Origin of the sequence: Cutibacterium sp., from assembly GCF_030525615.1 — a bacterium.
Lineage (GTDB): Bacteria > Actinomycetota > Actinomycetes > Propionibacteriales > Propionibacteriaceae > Cutibacterium.
The window spans coordinates 67,154-85,033 of sequence record NZ_JAUNEJ010000005.1 but is presented as its reverse complement, the minus strand read 5'-3'; the positions used below and the strand labels follow the sequence as shown (position 1 = coordinate 85,033).

Here is a 17,880-nt window from a genome sequence, read left to right as displayed (position 1 = left end):
GTTGGTCTGTGTACAAGACGGTACCCTGACAACCATGGCAACTGGATATCTGCGATACCCCGATGTCCATGGCGATCTGGTGGTTTTCACCGCCGACAACGATTTGTGGTTGGTTCCCGTCACGGGAGGACGGGCAAGTCGGCTCACCAGCGATCATGCCATGGTCCGAAACCCTCGTTTTAGCCCGAATGGCACGAAGATTGCATGGACCTCGTATCTGGGGCAGCGGCCTGAAGTTTTCGTCATTGATCTGGCTACCGGCGATCAGCGTCGGCTGACCTGGCTCGGAGCTGATCGCAACCTCGTTGTGGGATGGCAGGATGACGAGCACGTGGTGTTTTCGTCTCCTCATCAGACCAATGACATCGGTTTGGCCTGGCTGTACACGGTCTCCCTCGATGGCCACGTCGAGCGCCTCGGATACGGACCGGGAATGGACCTGGCCGTTAATTCGGATGGGGCGGTAGCGGTCGTTACCCCGAACTCTGGAGACTGTTCGCGGTGGAAGCGCTACCGAGGTGGCACTGCCGCCCAGATTTGGCTGCGTCCTGCCGGGTCGGATCACTTCCTGCGCGTGCTGCGTGACGGTAACGATGACCACGATGGTCGCTACGCCGCCGCTGGTCGCTACGGGGTTGGTTGGGTCGGTGACCGGCTCATCTTCAGCTCCGACATGAGTGAAGACGATTCCCCGCGCGCCCAGGCGCAGATCTGGTCGGTTGACGGTGAGGGCCATGACCTGCGCCAGCACACCCACCACGGTGAGACCGAGGGTTACGTGCGGGACCCGCGCACCGACGGGATGACGATCGTGTATCACGCTCACGGGGCGATCTGGACGATGAACGGCCTCGACGACGAACCCCAACGCCTCGAGATCGACCTTGGTATTGGGGCGCCCCAGCGCGTGTCGCTGGACCCCACAGATCGGCTGGAAGCAGTCGTCTCCGATCACGGCGGCGATGGGTCCTTACTTGAATGGCGGGGGGCTGCCTACTTCTTGACCCACCGTTCCGGTCCGGCTCGGGCGCTGTCGGCAGCTGACGGGGTGCGTATCCGTGAGCCGCGCGTTCTGGGCCAGACTGGACAGGGAGTATGGGCCAGCGATGTCGAGGGGGAGGACTGCCTTGAGGTCGCAAATCTCGACGGCACCGGCGAGATTCGTCGCCTGGCGCAGGGCCGGATTGGTCGGGTGCTACACATCTCGCCAGCCCCCGACGGCACGAAGGTTGCCCTCGTTAGCCACGACGGTCGTATCCTCATCGTTACCATCGCTGACGGGGCCGTGCGTCAGATCGCGGCTTCTCCGGAGGGTGAGGCCAGCGGGCTGGCATGGTCCCCGGATTCCCGTTACCTGGTATGGCGTTCCCCGGTGGCCTTGAGTGAGGCCATGATCGGTCAGATTCGGTGCTGGGATGAGCAGGGGATGGGGGAGTCCTTCGCACTCACCCGTGGCACATTTGACGACTCATGTCCGGTGTTCACTGCCGACGGCAAGTACCTCGTCATGCTTTCGGCTCGTACCTTCGATCCGAATTACGACGGCCAGACCTTTGACCTTTCGTTCGGGCATACTCAGCGCCCGTGGCTGGTTCCGCTGAGTGCCACCGAGATCTCACCGTTCGGTCCCTCTTCCCAAGGATGGCGGATTAGCGAGGTCCAAGACGCGAAGGCCAAGGCCACTGCCGAAGCCGGCAACGACGACCAGACCCCGGGGGTGGTCTGTCACCTCGACGCTGACGGTTTTGAGGAAAGGATGGTGCCCTTCCCGGTACCCTCGGGTTCCTATCGCGGACTGGCTGTGGTCAAGGACGGGCTGGTTTGGATTGAGGTCGCCGACCGTGGCGGTGAACTTGGTGCTACTCGTGCGGGTGTCAGTGGGGAAGCCCCTGCCGACGTGCTGTGGCATTACAACCTTGCCAATCGACACCTTGACAAGCTGTGCGAGCGCGTTGACTCTTACTCGGTGTCCGGTGACGGTGAGCGTCTGGTGGTCCGCTACAACGATGATGTTCTTGTGGTGCCTTCCTCTCACAAGGTCGATGACGACGACCCGGCGTGCATTCGCGTCGACCTGTCGCGGCTGCGTCGCACCATCGATCCGCGCGCCGAGTGGCGTCAGATGTTCGACGAGAACGGCCGCCTGATGGCCAGCCACTACTGGCGCGCTGATATGAATGGTGTCGACTGGGATGGTGTGCTGAATCGTTACCGCCCGCTGGTCGACCTGTGCCACACCGTCGACGACCTCCACGACATCTTGTGGGAGACCGTTGCGGAACTCAACACCTCACATTCCTACGTCTCTGCTCCGGCAGCTTCCGGCGACCCCGAGATGCGCGCCGGTTTGCTCGGTGCGGACATCAGCAGCCGATCCGATGGGACCACAATTACTCGTGTCATTCCCGGTGAATCCTCAGATCCGCGAGCGTGGTCTCCGCTGCGGGCAGCTGGTGTCGCGGTCGCAGACGGTGACGTCGTTGTAGCGGTCGACGGTCGGAAAGTCGGCGTCGACGGGACTCTCGGCGAGCTGCTGGTGGGATCTGCTGGGCGTGTCGTCGAGTTGACGGTGCGCCGGGGCGAGAATGAGCGTCGGGTAGCCGTCGTGCCGATGGCTGACGAAGCCCCGCTGCGTTACCACGACTGGGTGGCGTCTCGACGCCGCTACGTCGAGGAACACTCGGGTGGACGACTCGGCTACCTGCACGTGCCGGACATGGTGTCCGACGGGTGGGCCGAGCTGCACCGTCAGATCAATGAGGCCACCAGCCATGAGGGTGTTATCGCCGACGTGCGATTCAACCACGGCGGCCACACCTCACAGCTGGTCGTCGAGAGGCTGGCTCGCAAGGTCGTTGGGTGGGATTTCTGCCGCTGGTACGACAGTCCCATCCCCTACCCGGAGAACGCGGTGCGTGGACCAATCGTCATGGTCACCAACCAGTGGGCGGGTTCTGACGGAGACATCGTGTCTGCGGCCACTCAGACCATGGGGTACGCCAAGGTTATCGGTGAGAGGTCATGGGGTGGCGTCATCGGTATTGACGGCCGCTTCGATCTTGTCGACGGCACCAGCGTCACTCAGCCCAGATATGCCGGCTGGTATGGCAAGTATGGCTGGGGTGTGGAGAACCACGGAGTCGATCCGGACATTGTGGTGACGGTCGCCCCGGAAGATTGGGAATCCGATAAGGACGTTCAGCTTGACGCAGCTATCTGCGAGTGTCTGCGTCAGCTTGACCAGAAACCGGCCTCCACCCCGCCGGAAATTCCTGGGCCGCTCTTCGGCTGAGACTTCGGGTCGCCATGAATGATCGTCGGTGCCGTGGAGCACCGGCGATCGTTCATGGGATTACTTCTTCTGGATTACTTCTTGCGCTTGGCCGGGGGTTCTCCCAGCTCGGCGTCAAGGCTCAGTTCCTCGCCGCCTGCGACGAAGGTAAAGGACTCGGTCTTCGACACCTTGGCCAAGTCAGACTCGACCGCTGTGAGGTTGGCGATGACCGACTCCGGGGCGCTGATACGAGCCGAGAGAATCGGGGTGCGCATAGGCACCTTATGAGTGGACTTCACCCCGCGCAGCTCGACGAGAGCCGCCGAGACATCAGCCATGAGATCGGCGTCACCGTCAGCGGGCACTTCGTCAGCAGTGGGCCACGATGAGGTGTGTACCGACCCGTCCTTCCACCAACTCCATACTTCCTCGGTCACAAAAGGCAGGAAGGGAGCGAACAAGCGCAACATGACGTCGAGGGCCAGACGCAACGCGGTCCGGGCACTCAGAGCCCCGGCGTCGTCGGCCCCCTCGGAGTTGTAGGCGCGCTCCTTGACCAACTCGAGATAGTCGTCGCAGAACGTCCAGAAGAACTGCTCGCAGCCCTCAAGGGCGGCGGTGTAGTTGAACTTCTCGAAGGCCTCGGTGGCCTCGACGACCAGCTGACGCAGCCCGGCGAGCATCGACAAATCCGCCGGGTTGGTGATGTCAGCGACCTCGCCCCCCTCACCAAAACCGAGGACGAATTTCGAGGCGTTGAGGATCTTCATCGCCAGACGGCGACCAACCTTCATCTGAGCCTTGTCGAAGGGGGAGTCCATCCCTGGACGAGCCATGGCGGCACGCCACCGCACGGCGTCAGCACCGAATTCCTCGATAATCTCGGTCGGGACAACGGTGTTACCCTTCGACTTCGACATCTTCTTGCGGTCGGGGTCAGTGACGAACCCGGAGATCGCAGCCCGCTTCCACGGCAGCACACCATTCTCCAGGTGCGCCCGTACCACACGGGAGAACACCCAGGTGCGGATGATGTCGTGGGCTTCGGGGGCGAAGTCCATCGGGAAGGTTTTGGCGAATAAGTCGGCGTCGCGCTCCCAGCCAGTGACGATTTGAGGGGTCAGGGAGGACGTCGCCCAGGTGTCCATGACGTCAGGATCGCCAATGAATCCGCCGGGAACGCCGCGCTGGGACTCTTCGTAGCCGACCGGGGCCTGGGACGCCGGGTCGACCGGGAGAGCCGATTCCTCGGGCAGCAGCGGGTGGTCGTAGTCGGGCTGGCCATCATCGTCCAGCGGGTACCAGACGGGGAAGGGAACACCAAAGAAGCGTTGACGGCTGATAAGCCAGTCACCGTTGAGGCCCTCGACCCAGTTCTCGTAGCGGTGCCTCATGTGGTCAGGCACCCACTCGAGTTCTCGACCACGTTCCAGCAGAGCCGCGCGCAGGTCGGCATCACGTCCACCGTTGCGGATGTACCACTGGCGGGTGCCGATGATCTCCAGCGGCTTGTCGCCCTTCTCATAGAAGTTGGCCTTGCGCTGGGTGGGCTTGGGATCGCCGTCCATCTCGCCGGCGGCAGCGAGAGCTTCGACGACGAGCTTGCGGGCAGTGAAGGTGGTCTTACCGGCAATGGCCTGGTACTTGTCGGCGGAACCAGCGTCGAGGATCCACTGCGGGGTCTCGCGGAGGATACGTCCGTCGCGACCAATGATGGTGCGAGTTGGCAGCTGGAGTTCGCGCCACCAGGCGACGTCAGTGAGGTCACCGAAAGTACAGCACATCGCGATGCCGGCACCCTTGTCCATCTCGGCGGCAGGGTGGGCAAGCACCGGTACCTCAACTCCATACAGCGGGGAGGTGACGGTGGTGCCGAAGAGGTGCTGGTAGCGCTGGTCATCTGGATGGGCGATGAGGGCGCAGCAGGCCGCCAGCAGCTCCGGACGAGTTGTCTCGATGAAAACATCCTCGCCATTGGGGCGGTGGAAGCGAAGACGGTGGTAGGCGCCGGGGTAATCGCGGGCCTCGAGCTCAGCCTGGGCCACGGCGGTGGAGAAAGTGACGTCCCACAGCGTCGGGGCGTCGGACATATAGGCCTCGCCACGGGCGAGGTTGCGCAGGAAAGCAAGCTGGGCGATTCGCTGGGACTCGGGCGAGATCGTCGTGTAGAGCTGGTTCCAGTCCACTGACAAACCGACCGAACGCCACAGGTCTTGGAAAGTCTTCTCATCGACGGCGGTCAACTTGACGCACAGCTCGACGAAGTTGCGGCGACTGACCGCGACCTGGTGCTTGCGGTCGGGCTTGGCCGGCGGAGTGAAATCCGGGTCGTAGGGGAGTGACGGGTCGCAGCGCACACCGTAGTAGTTCTGCACGCGGCGCTCGGTCGGCAGGCCGTTGTCGTCCCAACCCATGGGATAAAAGACCTTTTTACCGCGCATTCGCTGGTAGCGAGCGATGGTGTCGGTGTGGGTGTAGGAGAAGACGTGGCCCGGATGTAGGTGTCCGGAGACGGTGGGCGGCGGGGTGTCTATCGAGAACACCTGGTCGCGGGAGTCGACCGCAGTGGCGTCAAAGGCGTACAGCTGCTGGTCTTCCCAGATGTGACCCCACTTGGCTTCGAGACCCTCGAGGGCCGGCTTGTCAGGTACGACGCCGCGCGTCGGGGACGTAGCGGATGAGGGCGTAGAGGTCTGTGAAGTCATGTTCCAAACTCTAGTGTTCGACTCGGACCGGTTGCCAGACGAGCGGTGTTCGCCTGGTTCGAGATAGATAACAGAGGTCGCTGGAGACTAGCGGCTTGATACGGTCACTTGGCTTTCTTGATGGCATTGAGCAGATCGTCGGAAGAGGGGGCAGTCTGGAAGTCTGCCCAGCCATTCCACGTCTTGCCGTTGATAAGGAAGGTTGGGGTGCTGGGGCTGTCAAGCTTTTGCAGTTTCTTCAGACCTTGCTCATTGGCATTTTTGACGAACTCCTCGGTCTGCTTGTTGTCGTAGATCCGTTGGAAGGTCGTCAAGTCGTCACCGGTAATACCAGCCTCGGAGGCGAATTCCTTGCGCAGCTGGTTGTCGGTGTAACCAGTGCCTTCTTCTGCGGGCTGATGGGAATAGACGACATCGTGGTAAGCGTCGTACTTACCGATGACGTCGGCAGCTGCCGCAGCCATCGCAGCGCGCGTCGAGGAGTCGTTGCTCAGGTTGAGATCCAGGAAGGTCAGGGTGTGGTATTCCAGCTTGATCTCACCCTTGGATGACAGGTTCTTGAGAGGTTTGCCGAACTTATCCTCGGCTCCCTTGCATGCCGGGCACTGGTAGTCCTGGAAGACCGTCACGGTGGGCGCGCCGTCCTTCGCCTTGTCTTTGTTCAGCGTGTAGACGCCATCCTTGGTGGCCGAGGGAGGGGTGATTTGGCCAGTCGCCGGCACGTCACTGGACTTGTGGTTGAGCCCAAGAACCACGGCGACGACGATAGCCGCCACAATGACGACTCCAGCAATGACGCCGATGATCCGGCGCCGTTTCTTCGCTGATTCCTGGGCCTCTTGCTGGGCTCGCAGCGCAGCGCGTTTCGAGGTGCTGGCGGTCGACTTCTTGTCAGCCATCGGTTGGGGTCCCCTCATGCAATCGATGATGTGTCGACCATCATGGTAGCCGGTTGCCCAACCAGCTCCCTATTTCGTCGCGTTTTAGCTAGTAATCCAGCGGTCCACGGACAGGGCAGTACGAGGTCGCACCACCAGCCAGACTCCGCACAGCGCAAGGCCGAGATCACGCAGGATGTCCAGGGCATAGCTGCGCTGGACATCAGCCCAGGTGTCCTTGACAGCTCCGCCGGTACCAAAACAGCCGCAGTCCAAGGAGATGTGGCGGACCCACACTGATGAGATCCCGATGATGAAGACGATCATGGCCAAGGCTCCGAGCAGACCGGACCACCTCGTCGCAATGCCAAATACCAGCAAGAAACCAACAATGATCTCCAGAATTGGCATTGCCCAACCGATAACAGCCGCGAAGTCCCACGGAACGATCTGGTAGGTGCGCACGGACCAGATCGTTGCGTCGATGTCGGTCGCTTTGGTGATCCCTGCCACCAAGAGAGTGCCACCGAGGATGATTCGGGCCACAAATCCCACCCAGTCGCGCACAGTGGCGGATCGCGACGACAGCTGAGTGTCCATGACAGCCATCCTAATTGGGTCTCCAGATAGTAACGTGCGCGTCATCCACGGTGGACTGCTAGGTGGTCGCAGCTGCGGTCATGTGGCCGACGTGTCGGTATCACAGCGAGCAGTTGTAACGCGGCAGCCCGGCCGACGCGTCGTGGTCCACCATCCAACTCGTCTCAAGTGTTCCGGCGACCCATGTCGCTGGCAGGGAATCGTCGTCGCGGAAGACCTTCTCCACGGTGGCGGCCTTCTCCGATCCGCTGACCAAGAACCAGACCCGCTTTGAGCGGTTGATGACAGGCAGCGTGACCGAGATCCGATCTGGCGGAGGCTTGGGGGCATCCGTGACGCCCACAGCTAGTGCGGTCGTTGTGGGATTGAAGGAAGGATGGTTCGGGAAGAGGGAGGCGACGTGACCGTCAAGCCCCATTCCGAGCAGAGAGATGTCGAAGACCACGTCGGCGAGATCCTGGGCGTAGGAATAGGCGGCCTCGTCAGGGTCAGCCTTGCCGTCAGCTGTGGGCATGACGTGAGTTTTGGATGGGTCCAGCCGAATAGCTGCCGACAACAGCGGAAGGGCTTGCAGAGAATTGCGTTCGGGGTGGCCGGCGGGAACGAACCGGTCGTCGCTCCACCACACATGCAACTGGTCCGGGCGAATATGAGCGCACTCGGGAACATTGCTCAAGGCGGCATAGACAGCGTTTGCGATTCTGCCGCCGGTGAGGCATAGGTCGATACGCTCCTGCTCGGCCTGCACCTTCACGATGGCCTGGACAAGACGGTGGGCAACACCTTTAGCCAGCCCTTGAGCAGACTCGTATCTGATGAGTCGTCGGTTCGTCATCACTGATTCCCATCACTTGTCGACCAGATACGGCCGGTCTCGTTGGGAATGCCGCCCATTCCCAGCTGTCTTAAACCTGACGGCAACTGCATACCTAGTTGCCCGGATGGTGCCTCTTGAAGCATTTTGACCTACTCCGCACCCGTCCTCCCGTTGTCCTGGCGTGAGTCGAGACCCCACCACGAAAGATTCCACCAGTCCAGCGGTGACCGGTCAAGCCGTTGTGTTCAGCGGCAGGCGGACGGATATCTGAGGTTGGCGCGATCGACAATGAGGACATCCTGGACCCGAAAGCCTAAAATTGCACGGACGACCCTTCGCGGTACACCATCTTCACGGATGTACCACGCTCAGAGGCGGTCCCAGCACATCTTCCGATTTCGAAGGACACCGTGACCAACCAGACGACGCACGTGGCGACGGCGCCAGCCTCGCAGCGTCCCGACCCCGTTGAGACGAAGGTGGAGCAGACGCAAGAACTCAACCGACTGTCGGCCCGCGACATTGTGGGCGCCTACATCTCCTTGACGAAGCCGCGCATTATCGAGTTGCTTCTGGTGACGACTCTGCCAGTCATGTTCTTGGCCTCTCGCGGTTTACCCAAGCTCGGTTTGGTTGTCGCGACCATGATTGGTGGTCTGCTTGCTGCTGCCAGCGCAAACGTGTTCAACTGCGTCATCGACGTCGACATCGACGAAAAGATGCGTCGTACCCGGCGTCGTCCGCTGCCGCGCCACCAGGTTCCGCGTCGAAGCGCCTTGATCTACGGAGTGGTACTTGGAGTCTTGGCTACCCTCGTGCTGGGTTTCGGCACGAACTGGCTGTCAACCGTCCTGGCCGTGGTCGCCAACCTGTTTTACGTCTTCGTCTACTCGATGTTGCTCAAGCGTCGTACCTGGCAAAACACCATATGGGGGGGTATCGCGGGGTGTTTCCCGCCCCTCATCGGTTGGACTGCCGTCACCGGGCACGTGGGCTGGGAACCCCTGGTGCTCTTCCTCATCATTTTCTTTTGGACTCCGCCCCACACCTGGGCGCTGTCTTTCCGCTACCGCGAGGATTACCAGGCCGCCGGTGTACCCATGCTTCCGGTGGTGAAGGAGGCCCCCGAGGTCGCTGTCCAGATCCTTGTCTACAGCGTCGCTACCGTGGCTACCTCTCTGGTGCTGTGGCCGGTGGCCCAGATGGGGTGGATTTACGGAATCGTGGCGGTGCTGGCCGGTGCGGTGTTCATCGTCGAGGCGATCCAGTTACTGCGTCGCGCCAACGGTGGTCTGCGGGACGCCTTGCTAAAACCCATGCGGCTGTTCCACTGGTCGAACACCTACCTGTCTCTGCTGTTCCTGGCTGTCGCGATCGATCCGCTCATTCACCTGTAACGGCCAGGCCACGCAGGTTGTTGAGTCGGTAGGAGTCGAGACTCGCGCGGTTGCCACGACGAGGTGCTTTGTGGCACCGAGGTCTCCGCAGTTTGTGTCAGGGGTTCGTGGCGCATAGGTCGGTCATGCGGCCCCGGCAACAGGTCAAACAAAGCCAGGCCGAATCTAAACACGGTACCTACTACGGATGTGCCTACACGGGCTTGCGTGGTAAGTAGGGAAGACCGCCGCCCTGATGATGGGCGAAAACACAGTCATCGAGCTTTCTTGCGGAATCTCCATACACACGGCGCCCAGTTATCAGTTCTCCTCGTGCTATCAGCTCTCCACGTGGAATATTTGGCCGGTGTTGCGCCGGACCGTCAGGCTGTGGTGTGCCATAGCGGCGTAATGACATCCACCTATAGTCTTAATCTGCTTCTGACTACCCCGAGAGGGGATATTTCGGCACATCCACGCCGCTGCCTCCGGTAACGTCACATGAAAGAACGTCGCTGCGACAGCGCGTCAAGACCCGAGGAGCATTTATGACCACCATGTCAACTATTCGATCGGCCCTGGGCACGAAGGTCGACCAGGCTGCCAAGGTGCTTGCCGACGGATACCTGTTTCAGGAAAGGTTGCGGGCATCGAGGGGTCGTAAGGCTGGGGACGGTTGTCCCATCGACTTCACCTTCATGGGTAAACCGGCCACCCTGGTCCGTGGCAGCAAGGGAGTTGACCTCTTTTACGACACCAAACGCATGAAGCGCGAGGGGGCCATGCCCCTTCCCGTGCGCGGACCGCTCTTCGGAGCTGGAGCTGTTCACGGCACCGATGACGAGGTACACCTGGCCCGCAAGGCTAACTTTGTCGCAGTGATCTACGAGGATGCGCAGGTCGAGCGCTTCAAGCCGATGATCGAAGACGAGCTGCGCAAGATGGTCCAGACCTGGGGCCGTCGCGAAGGCAATGTCTACGACGACACCGTGGTGGCTTACGGTCGTGCCATCCTCAGGTGGGCCGGAGTCCCTGGCAGCTACGCCGACCTTGACCCGTGGGCCAAGCGCCTCGGCCAGATCGTCGAGGGTTTTGGTCACATACCTACCGGCCACACGTTGGCCTGGGTAAACCGTGTCCGTTGTGACAAGTGGGCTGCCGGTCTCATTGCGAAGCAGCGCAGCGGCCAGATCAACGCGCCGCAAGGGTCAGCTCTGTATGAGTGGGCCCGTTTCCGTGGCACCGACGGCAAACTGCTTGACGCCAAGCTGGCCGGTATCGAGTTGCAGAATTCCACCCGTCCTGCCATTGCTGTGAGCCGGTTTGCCGCTTTCGCGGCCCGATTCCTCGTCCTGTATCCCCAGTACCGCGAAGACATCGCTCGCGATGTGGCAACCTCGGGAACTCTCGTCGACAATGAGCACGCCGTTGCGTTTGCTCAGGAAGTGCGCCGACTCAGCCCCTTCGTGCCGATGTTGCCGGCCTTCGCTCGCGAGGACTTCGAATGGGAAGGCCACCGGATTCAAAAGGGCCAGCGCGTCATGATCGACATTCTCGGAACGAACACCGATCCGAGTGAATGGGACGAGCCGCTGCGCTTTAAGCCGGAGCGTTTCCTGGGCGTCGAGAACGCCGAGACCATCAAGGCTTTCATCCCGCAGGGTGGTGGAGATGTCGCCACCGGCCATCGCTGTCCAGGGGAGAAGATTGCCGTCACCGAGCTGGCTGCCACCATCTCGGCCCTGTGCCAGCCGGGAATCAGTATCGACCCGGGCGATCTGGACTACGACCCGACGGAAATGCCGACCAGGCCGCGCAGTGGTGGCCGCGTGCAGAAGGATTGACGTCGACACGCGCAGACAGCGTCGACATGGCAAGGGCGGGTCAGGAAATGCTTTTCTGACCCGCCCATAACTATGTCGTCGGACGCACGAGACGGCTGCGACGGTCCGCGCGCAACTATGTGGAACGTCAGTTAGGACTGTCTATTGGCCACTGGGGAAGGGGCGGGACGAACGCTGCACCACAATGCCCCGACCGCCGCAGCCGCCAAGGAGACGCCAACCATGTGCCAGATGACCAGCCACGGGTTGAGGTGGGTGAAGTACTGCGAATATCCGATGATGGCCTGGTAAATCTCGACGGCGACCAAGGCAATGCTCCAGCGCCGCATCATGGCGAAGTGGCGAGAGGTGGCGATGGCCAGGCAGGCGATCGTCAGAGCAACGGTGATCCACACCGAAATGCCATGCAGTCGAGACACAGTTTCAATGTCGAACCCAGTACGTGCCGAGCCGGAGTCTCCCGCGTTGGGTCCAGAACCGGTCACCACCGTTCCCAACCACATCACGACACACATCATCGCAACGGTGGCACGTACCAACCCCATTGTCAGCCCGTCGACGGCCTCGCTGGAATGAGGTCCAGACAGCCAGATCATCTTGACATCGACCAGGATGATCGCCACGGACAACAGCAGGTGCAGGGCCACAACAAATGGGTTGAGTTCCAGTAGTACGGAGATCCCGCCAATGACTGCTTGTACAGCGATGGACACCAGGTTGATCCATGCCAAGGCCATCAGCTGAGCTGCGACATGCACGCGGTAGCAGCGGATGAGCAGGCCAATCCCCACTGCGACGAGGACAAAAGTCAGCAGCCGATTACCGAACTCGACGTAGGAGTGAATTCCCATCGCGCCGTGTGGGGTGAATGATCCGGAAGTGCAATGGGGCCAGGTGTCACACCCCAGCCCGGACCCAGTGAGGCGCACCACCGCACCGGTGACGATGATGGTCATATTCGCGACGAGGGCAGCAATGCACCAGCCGTATAAACGGCGATCTCGAGAGGTCATGAGATCCACTTGAACACCTTTCGTGCCAGTAGTCCGAGCAGGAGCGCCCAGATCAGCAGACTTACCAACGGCCACCAGAGAGTCTGTCCCAGGCCCCACGCCCGCAAAGATTCCCCGAGAGCGGTGGTTGGAAGGACGGCGATGATGGGGCGAATGGCCTTCGGATAATCGGCCAGCGGCCATAGAATCGCACCGGCGACTAAACCGACGATGTACACCAGATTGGCCATCCCGAGAGTGACTTCGGCTTTGAGGGAACCAGCCATCGCCAAGGCCAGAAAACCGAACGCCAGCATGGCAATGAGGACGCTCACGAGGCCAGGCACCCAGGCCAGAGCTGAACCGTGGGGTTTCCATCCCAATGCCAAGCAAACGATGACGAGCAGGATGACCTGACCAAGGCTGGTGACGGAGTAGGCCATCGCCTTGCCCGACAGCAGGCCCGATCGTCCCAAGGGAGTGGCCGACAAACGTTCCAGCACGCCGTATCTGCGTTCGAAACCCGTCATGATGGCCTGAGATGTGAAGCAGGTTGACCAGATGGCGAGGGCCACAATCGACGGGGCCAGCAGGTCCATCGTCAGTCCCACCCGGTCGCCGAGAAAGCGCCCGGCAACGAGAATCCCCATCGGGATAACGAGAGCTAGCAGCAGCTGTTCACCGTTGCGCAGGAGGAGACGAATCTCGGTGCGGGCATGGTTGCGAATACGTGCAGCGGCGGGTGCCGGCTGCGGAGCGGGATGAAGATCGAGTGTCGTCACGTCAGTTCTCCCTGGCTGCGCGGTCACTGGTATGTGTCAGGAAGACATCTTCCAAGCTGGCCTCGGCGGTGAGGTCTGCAACGGTGCCGTGGACAGCGACCTTTCCTTGGTCAACGATCCAGACATGATCGGCCAAGTGCTGGGCTTCGTCCATGGCATGAGTGGTGAGGACGACGGATACCCCATCGTGGCGCATCTGTTCGATGATGTCCCAGGTGTGATGACGGGCGTGAGGATCCATTCCCGACGTCGGTTCGTCGAGGAAGACCAGCTGCGGACGGCCTATCAGTGCGGCAGCCAGGTTGACGGCTTGCTGTTGGCCGCCGGAGAGATGTCGATAAGTCGTGTGCGCGAATGGCGCGATCGCCAAGGCGTCGATGAGGAGATCTGGGTCAATGGGGTTGGCGTGCAAACCTGCCATGTAGTGCAGCAGCTCACCTGCTCGAATACCACTCCAGGCCCCCGCACTCTGTGGCATGAGACCAGTGGCAGCAGCGGCCTGTGGGCTACCCGGAGCATGACCGAGGACGTCAATACGCCCGGAATCGGGGGAGACGAGAGCGGTACAGCAGCGCATCATCGTTGTTTTGCCCGCGCCGTTGGGCCCCAACACAGCGGTAATCGCACTAGTGGCGGCAGACAGACTCAGCCCGTCAAGGGCGGTGAGGTGGCCAAAGGTGACCCTCACGTCCTGGAGAGACAGAGCTTCTGATGGAGCGTGAGGGTCACCATGTGGAGTCAAAGGGGTTCCCGACACGACGGCCAGTGTAGAACCCTGGTACCAATCACCGTTTGCTGCCAGCTTCCTTGGCGACAATGCCGTACTCGCTGTTACTGCTGCTGGAGTCGATCCGCATGCCATAGAAGGAGCGGTAGACGAAGAAGCAGGCGACAAGGAAAAACACTGCAGCGAGGATGTAGGTGAGTGGTCCGGCCCCAATTGAGACCGCCAGCTCGACAGCCAACAGACCGAACAGGGTGGTGAACTTAATAACCGGGTTCAGGGCAACCGAAGAGGTGTCCTTGAATGGGTCACCGACAGTGTCACCAACCACCGAGGCGTCATGCAATTCGGTGCCCTTGGCGTCCAAGTCCACCTCGACGATCTTCTTCGCGTTATCCCAGGCACCACCGGCGTTGGCCATGAAAATAGCTTGATACAGCCCGAAGACGGCGATCGAGATCAGGTATCCGATGAAGAAGTACGGATCGACGAAGGCGAATCCCAAGGCTGCGAAGAACACACCCAAGAAGATATTGAGCATACCTTTTTGGGCGTATTCGGTGCAGATCTGCACGACCTTCTTGGAATCCTCAGTTGAAGCCTTCGTGGCGTTCGCATCAAGCTGCATGTTCTGCTTGATGAACTCGACGGCTCGGTAGGCACCGGTCGTGACGGCCTGCATTGAGGCTCCAGAGAACCAGTAGATGACGGCACCGCCGGCGATCATGCCGAGCAGGAACGGAGCGTGGGTCAGGCCGAGCTTGTTGACCTCAGCGGCATTCGACAGTCCGTCAGTGAGCATCATGATGATCGAGAAAATCATCGTGGTAGCACCGACGACGGCAGTACCGATGAGAACTGGCTTGGCTGTTGCTTTGAAGGTGTTACCAGCTCCATCCTGGGCTTCCAGGATGTGTTTGGCGACGTCCCACCTCGGAGCGAATCCGTACTGCTTGGCAATGTCGTCAGAGATATTCGGGATTTCCTCGATGGTCGACAGCTCGTAGACACTCTGGGCGTTGTCGGTGACGGGACCGTAGGAGTCGACGGCGATCGTCACTGCGCCCATGCCGAGGAAACCGAAGGCCACTAGGCCGAAGGCGAAGACAGCCCATTTCACCTCGCTCATGGCTCCCATGTCACCCAGACCGGAACCGGTGCCCGAGACGAGGAAAGAAACCCCCATGAGGGCGACGATGATGATGCCCAGCCAGAATCCCGAGAAGTTACCGGCAACCAGACCAGACAGGATGTCCAGGGAGGCACCGCCTTCGCGGGCGCTCGTGACCACTTCGCGGACGTGTCGGGAATTCGTTGACGTAAAAGCCTTGACGAGTTCTGGGATGAGCGCGCCTGCCAGAGTGCCACACGAGATGATGATGGACAGCTTCCACCACATCGTCCCGTCTCCCATCGAGCCGAGCATCCACCAGGTCGTCAGGACGGTCAGCAGGATGGACATCACCGAGGTGATCCAGACCAGAGAGCTCAGCGGCTTCTCGAAGTCCATCTCGGTGACCTTGCCATAGCGGGCCTTGGCAACCGCATTGTTGATGAGGTACGAGATGAAGGAGGCGATCAGCATGACGACACGTACCACGAAGATCCACACCAGCAGTTGAACTTGCTCGGTCTGGTCTGGGACAGCTCCCAGCACAAAGGTGATGAGGGCGACGCCGGTGACGCCGTAGGTTTCAAATCCATCAGCGGACGGACCGACCGAGTCACCAGCGTTGTCGCCGGTGCAGTCAGCGATGACGCCAGGGTTACGGGCGTCGTCCTCCTTGATATGGAAGGCGATCTTCATGAGGTCGGCGCCGACGTCGGCGATCTTGGTGAAGATACCGCCGGCGATACGCAGGCAGGCCGCGCCGAGGGACTCGCCGATGGCGAATCCGATGAAGCACGGGCCGGCCAAATCACCGGGCAGAACCAGCATGATGAAGAGCATGAGGGTCAGCTCGACGCTGATGAGAACCATGCCGATACTCATGCCGGAGCGCATGGGAATGTCGAAGGTTTCCCACGGGGAGCCACGCAGCGAGGCATGGGCGGTACGGGAGTTGGCGAATGTGTTGACCCGAATGCCGTACCAGGCGACTCCGAAGGACCCCGCCATGCCGATCAGGCTGAACAGCAAGATGATGAGCACTTTGGAACCCATGTGTTCCAGGAACAGGAAGTACACGACGATCACGGCTGCGATAAAGGCCCATAGCAGCATGAGGAACTTGGCTTGTTGCTTGAGGTAGGTCTTGCAGGTTTCGTAGATGAGTTCGGAGACTTCGTGCATTGCCTCGTGGACGGGCAATTTCTGCAGTTTGGAGTACGTCACCAGACCGAACACCAGGCCGAACAGACAGATCACCAGCCCGGTCCATAACAGCGCGGTTCCGGAGACATTCCCTACTTGCTCATTGAGAGGGGGCAGTTTCAGATTGGCCTCACCGCCGCCTCCTCCCGTCGTTTCCCCGCCGGAGCCACATCCGGCGAGAGCGAGGGTGGCGAGAAGTACGGGCAATATGCAGCCAACTAGGCGCTTCATGGGGGATATCCCCTTGGTTATCGTGCTCACGATCCTGTCTCTTCCTCGAGAACTCTCGTGCACCTGCTTCAGTGCAGGACTCGTTTCTAAGATATGACTTGTTGGTCTCATTGTCAGCGGTCCGGGGCACGATGTGCAGAAGTTCACCTTGTCAGACTGCTATCGCTCATGGATATAGAGCGCGGTTCGGCACGATTGAACGCGACAGCGCGGACTTCCTCAACGGCTCCTCAAAAGCCATCGTTGACCGTGTGTGAACGTCCGAGCCGAGAGGTTGTCAGCTTCGGTGGTGTCGTGCAGTTCGCGGGTGCCCTAGGAAACTGTGCTAGCCGGACCCGTCGTTCCACGAATCACTAGTTCGGGGCGCACCAGTCTCTCGCCGAGGAAAGCGGCGTCACCTCGAACCTGTCCTAAGAGGGATTGCACGGCCATCGTCGAGATGAGACTGACATTCTGACGCAGACTGGTCAGTGGGGGATCGGTGTAGCGCATGAGAGCCGAATCGTCGCTACCAACCACAGAGACGTCGTGGGGGACTGACAAACCCTGCGCCCGGGCGGCGCTGATCGCTCCCAAGGCCATCAGATCAGAACCACAGATGATGGCGCTGACCCCCTGACTGAGCAGATCTACCGCAGCGCGGACCCCGCCATCGACAGAGAAGACAGTGTTGCTGATGGTGACCGTGCCACGCCCGTGAAGATGACGGTTCATGGCTTCGCGCAAGCCTCGTTCCTTGCGCTGAACCGGAACGTATCGACGTGGCCCCACTGCGAGTCCAATGTGTTTGTGCCCTAGTCCAGCAAGGTGAGCGACGGCCTGGTCCATGGCTGATATGTCGTCGTCACTGATTTGGGGGGTGTTGATGTCGGGGGCGCACCCATTGACCAGAACCAGAGGCAGCCCAATCTCGACCAACTCTCGATAAGTTGACCGGTCTGCTGTGGTATCGGCGTGAGATCCGGAAATAACGATAATTCCAGAGACCTGACGCGACCTAAGTACCCGGATGTAATCGTCTTCGCGCATGCCGCCGGGGGCCTGAGTACACACAGCGGTCGCGTAGCCGTCCTTGGACAACAGGGTCTCAATAGCCTGCGCATGGCTGGCGAAGACTGGATTGGTGAGTTCGGGGACGATGAGTCCGACGAGTCCGCTCGTCACGGGTTTGAGATGGGTGGGGCGTTCATAGCCCAGAACGTCGAGTGCGGTGAGCACGCATTGTCGGGTGGAGTCCGAGACCCCTGGTTTGTCATTGAGAACGCGGGAGACGGTGGCTTGGCTGACACCGGCCTGGTCGGCGATCTCGGCAAGGGTTGGTCCGTTCATTTTCTCCTCCCGGC

Annotated in this window: 12 protein-coding genes; 3 read left to right on the top strand and 9 right to left on the bottom strand. The window is 60.8% G+C overall.

The window, feature by feature from the left end; all coding sequences use genetic code 11:
* Positions 1–34 precede the first annotated feature (34 nt).
* A complete protein-coding gene (locus Q4B98_RS08345; protein WP_303196696.1) occupies positions 35–3,292 on the top strand; it encodes a S41 family peptidase in 3,258 nt (1,085 codons plus the stop codon).
* Positions 3,293–3,366: 74 nt separating this feature from the next.
* Here the strand turns inward: Q4B98_RS08345 and valS are convergent, their stop codons facing one another.
* The 4 genes from valS to pgl all read right to left on the bottom strand — a co-directional run bounded on the left by valS (position 3,367) and on the right by pgl (position 8,292).
* A complete protein-coding gene (gene valS / locus Q4B98_RS08340; RefSeq protein WP_303196695.1) occupies positions 3,367–5,979 on the bottom strand; it encodes a valine--tRNA ligase in 2,613 nt (870 codons plus the stop codon).
* Between the two features lie 104 nt (positions 5,980–6,083).
* Positions 6,084–6,878, bottom strand: a complete 795-nt coding sequence (locus Q4B98_RS08335; protein ID WP_303196781.1) for a thioredoxin domain-containing protein — start codon at positions 6,876–6,878, stop codon at positions 6,084–6,086.
* 84 nt (positions 6,879–6,962) lie between these two features.
* Positions 6,963–7,466, bottom strand: a complete 504-nt coding sequence (locus Q4B98_RS08330; protein ID WP_303196694.1) for a DoxX family protein — start codon at positions 7,464–7,466, stop codon at positions 6,963–6,965.
* Positions 7,467–7,557: 91 nt separating this feature from the next.
* Positions 7,558–8,292, bottom strand: coding sequence for a 6-phosphogluconolactonase (pgl, locus tag Q4B98_RS08325; protein WP_303196693.1), 735 nt, complete (start codon positions 8,290–8,292; stop codon positions 7,558–7,560).
* 392 nt (positions 8,293–8,684) lie between these two features.
* Between pgl and Q4B98_RS08320 the strand changes: the two genes are divergently transcribed.
* Both Q4B98_RS08320 and Q4B98_RS08315 read left to right on the top strand, forming a co-directional pair.
* Positions 8,685–9,671: a heme o synthase gene (locus Q4B98_RS08320; protein ID WP_303196692.1), complete on the top strand. Its 987-nt coding sequence runs from the start codon at positions 8,685–8,687 to the stop codon at positions 9,669–9,671.
* A gap of 527 nt (positions 9,672–10,198) precedes the next feature.
* Positions 10,199–11,494: a cytochrome P450 gene (locus Q4B98_RS08315; RefSeq protein WP_303196691.1), complete on the top strand. Its 1,296-nt coding sequence runs from the start codon at positions 10,199–10,201 to the stop codon at positions 11,492–11,494.
* A gap of 131 nt (positions 11,495–11,625) precedes the next feature.
* On the opposite strand, the gene Q4B98_RS08310 is transcribed toward Q4B98_RS08315, so the two are convergent.
* From Q4B98_RS08310 to Q4B98_RS08290, 5 genes are all read right to left on the bottom strand, one after another.
* Positions 11,626–12,507, bottom strand: coding sequence for a heme A synthase (locus Q4B98_RS08310; RefSeq protein WP_303196690.1), 882 nt, complete (start codon positions 12,505–12,507; stop codon positions 11,626–11,628).
* Positions 12,504–13,295, bottom strand: coding sequence for an ABC transporter permease (locus tag Q4B98_RS08305; RefSeq protein ID WP_303196689.1), 792 nt, complete (start codon positions 13,293–13,295; stop codon positions 12,504–12,506). Before Q4B98_RS08305 ends, Q4B98_RS08310 begins: the two co-directional genes overlap by 4 nt.
* Entirely contained in the window at positions 13,270–14,025 is a 756-nt protein-coding gene (locus tag Q4B98_RS08300) for an ABC transporter ATP-binding protein (protein ID WP_303196688.1), read from the bottom strand. The genes Q4B98_RS08305 and Q4B98_RS08300 overlap by 26 nt, the downstream gene beginning before the upstream one ends.
* A 28-nt stretch (positions 14,026–14,053) precedes the next feature.
* Entirely contained in the window at positions 14,054–16,537 is a 2,484-nt protein-coding gene (locus Q4B98_RS08295; protein WP_303196687.1) for a sodium-translocating pyrophosphatase, read from the bottom strand.
* 312 nt (positions 16,538–16,849) lie between these two features.
* Entirely contained in the window at positions 16,850–17,866 is a 1,017-nt protein-coding gene (locus Q4B98_RS08290; protein WP_303196686.1) for a LacI family DNA-binding transcriptional regulator, read from the bottom strand.
* Positions 17,867–17,880 lie beyond the last annotated feature (14 nt).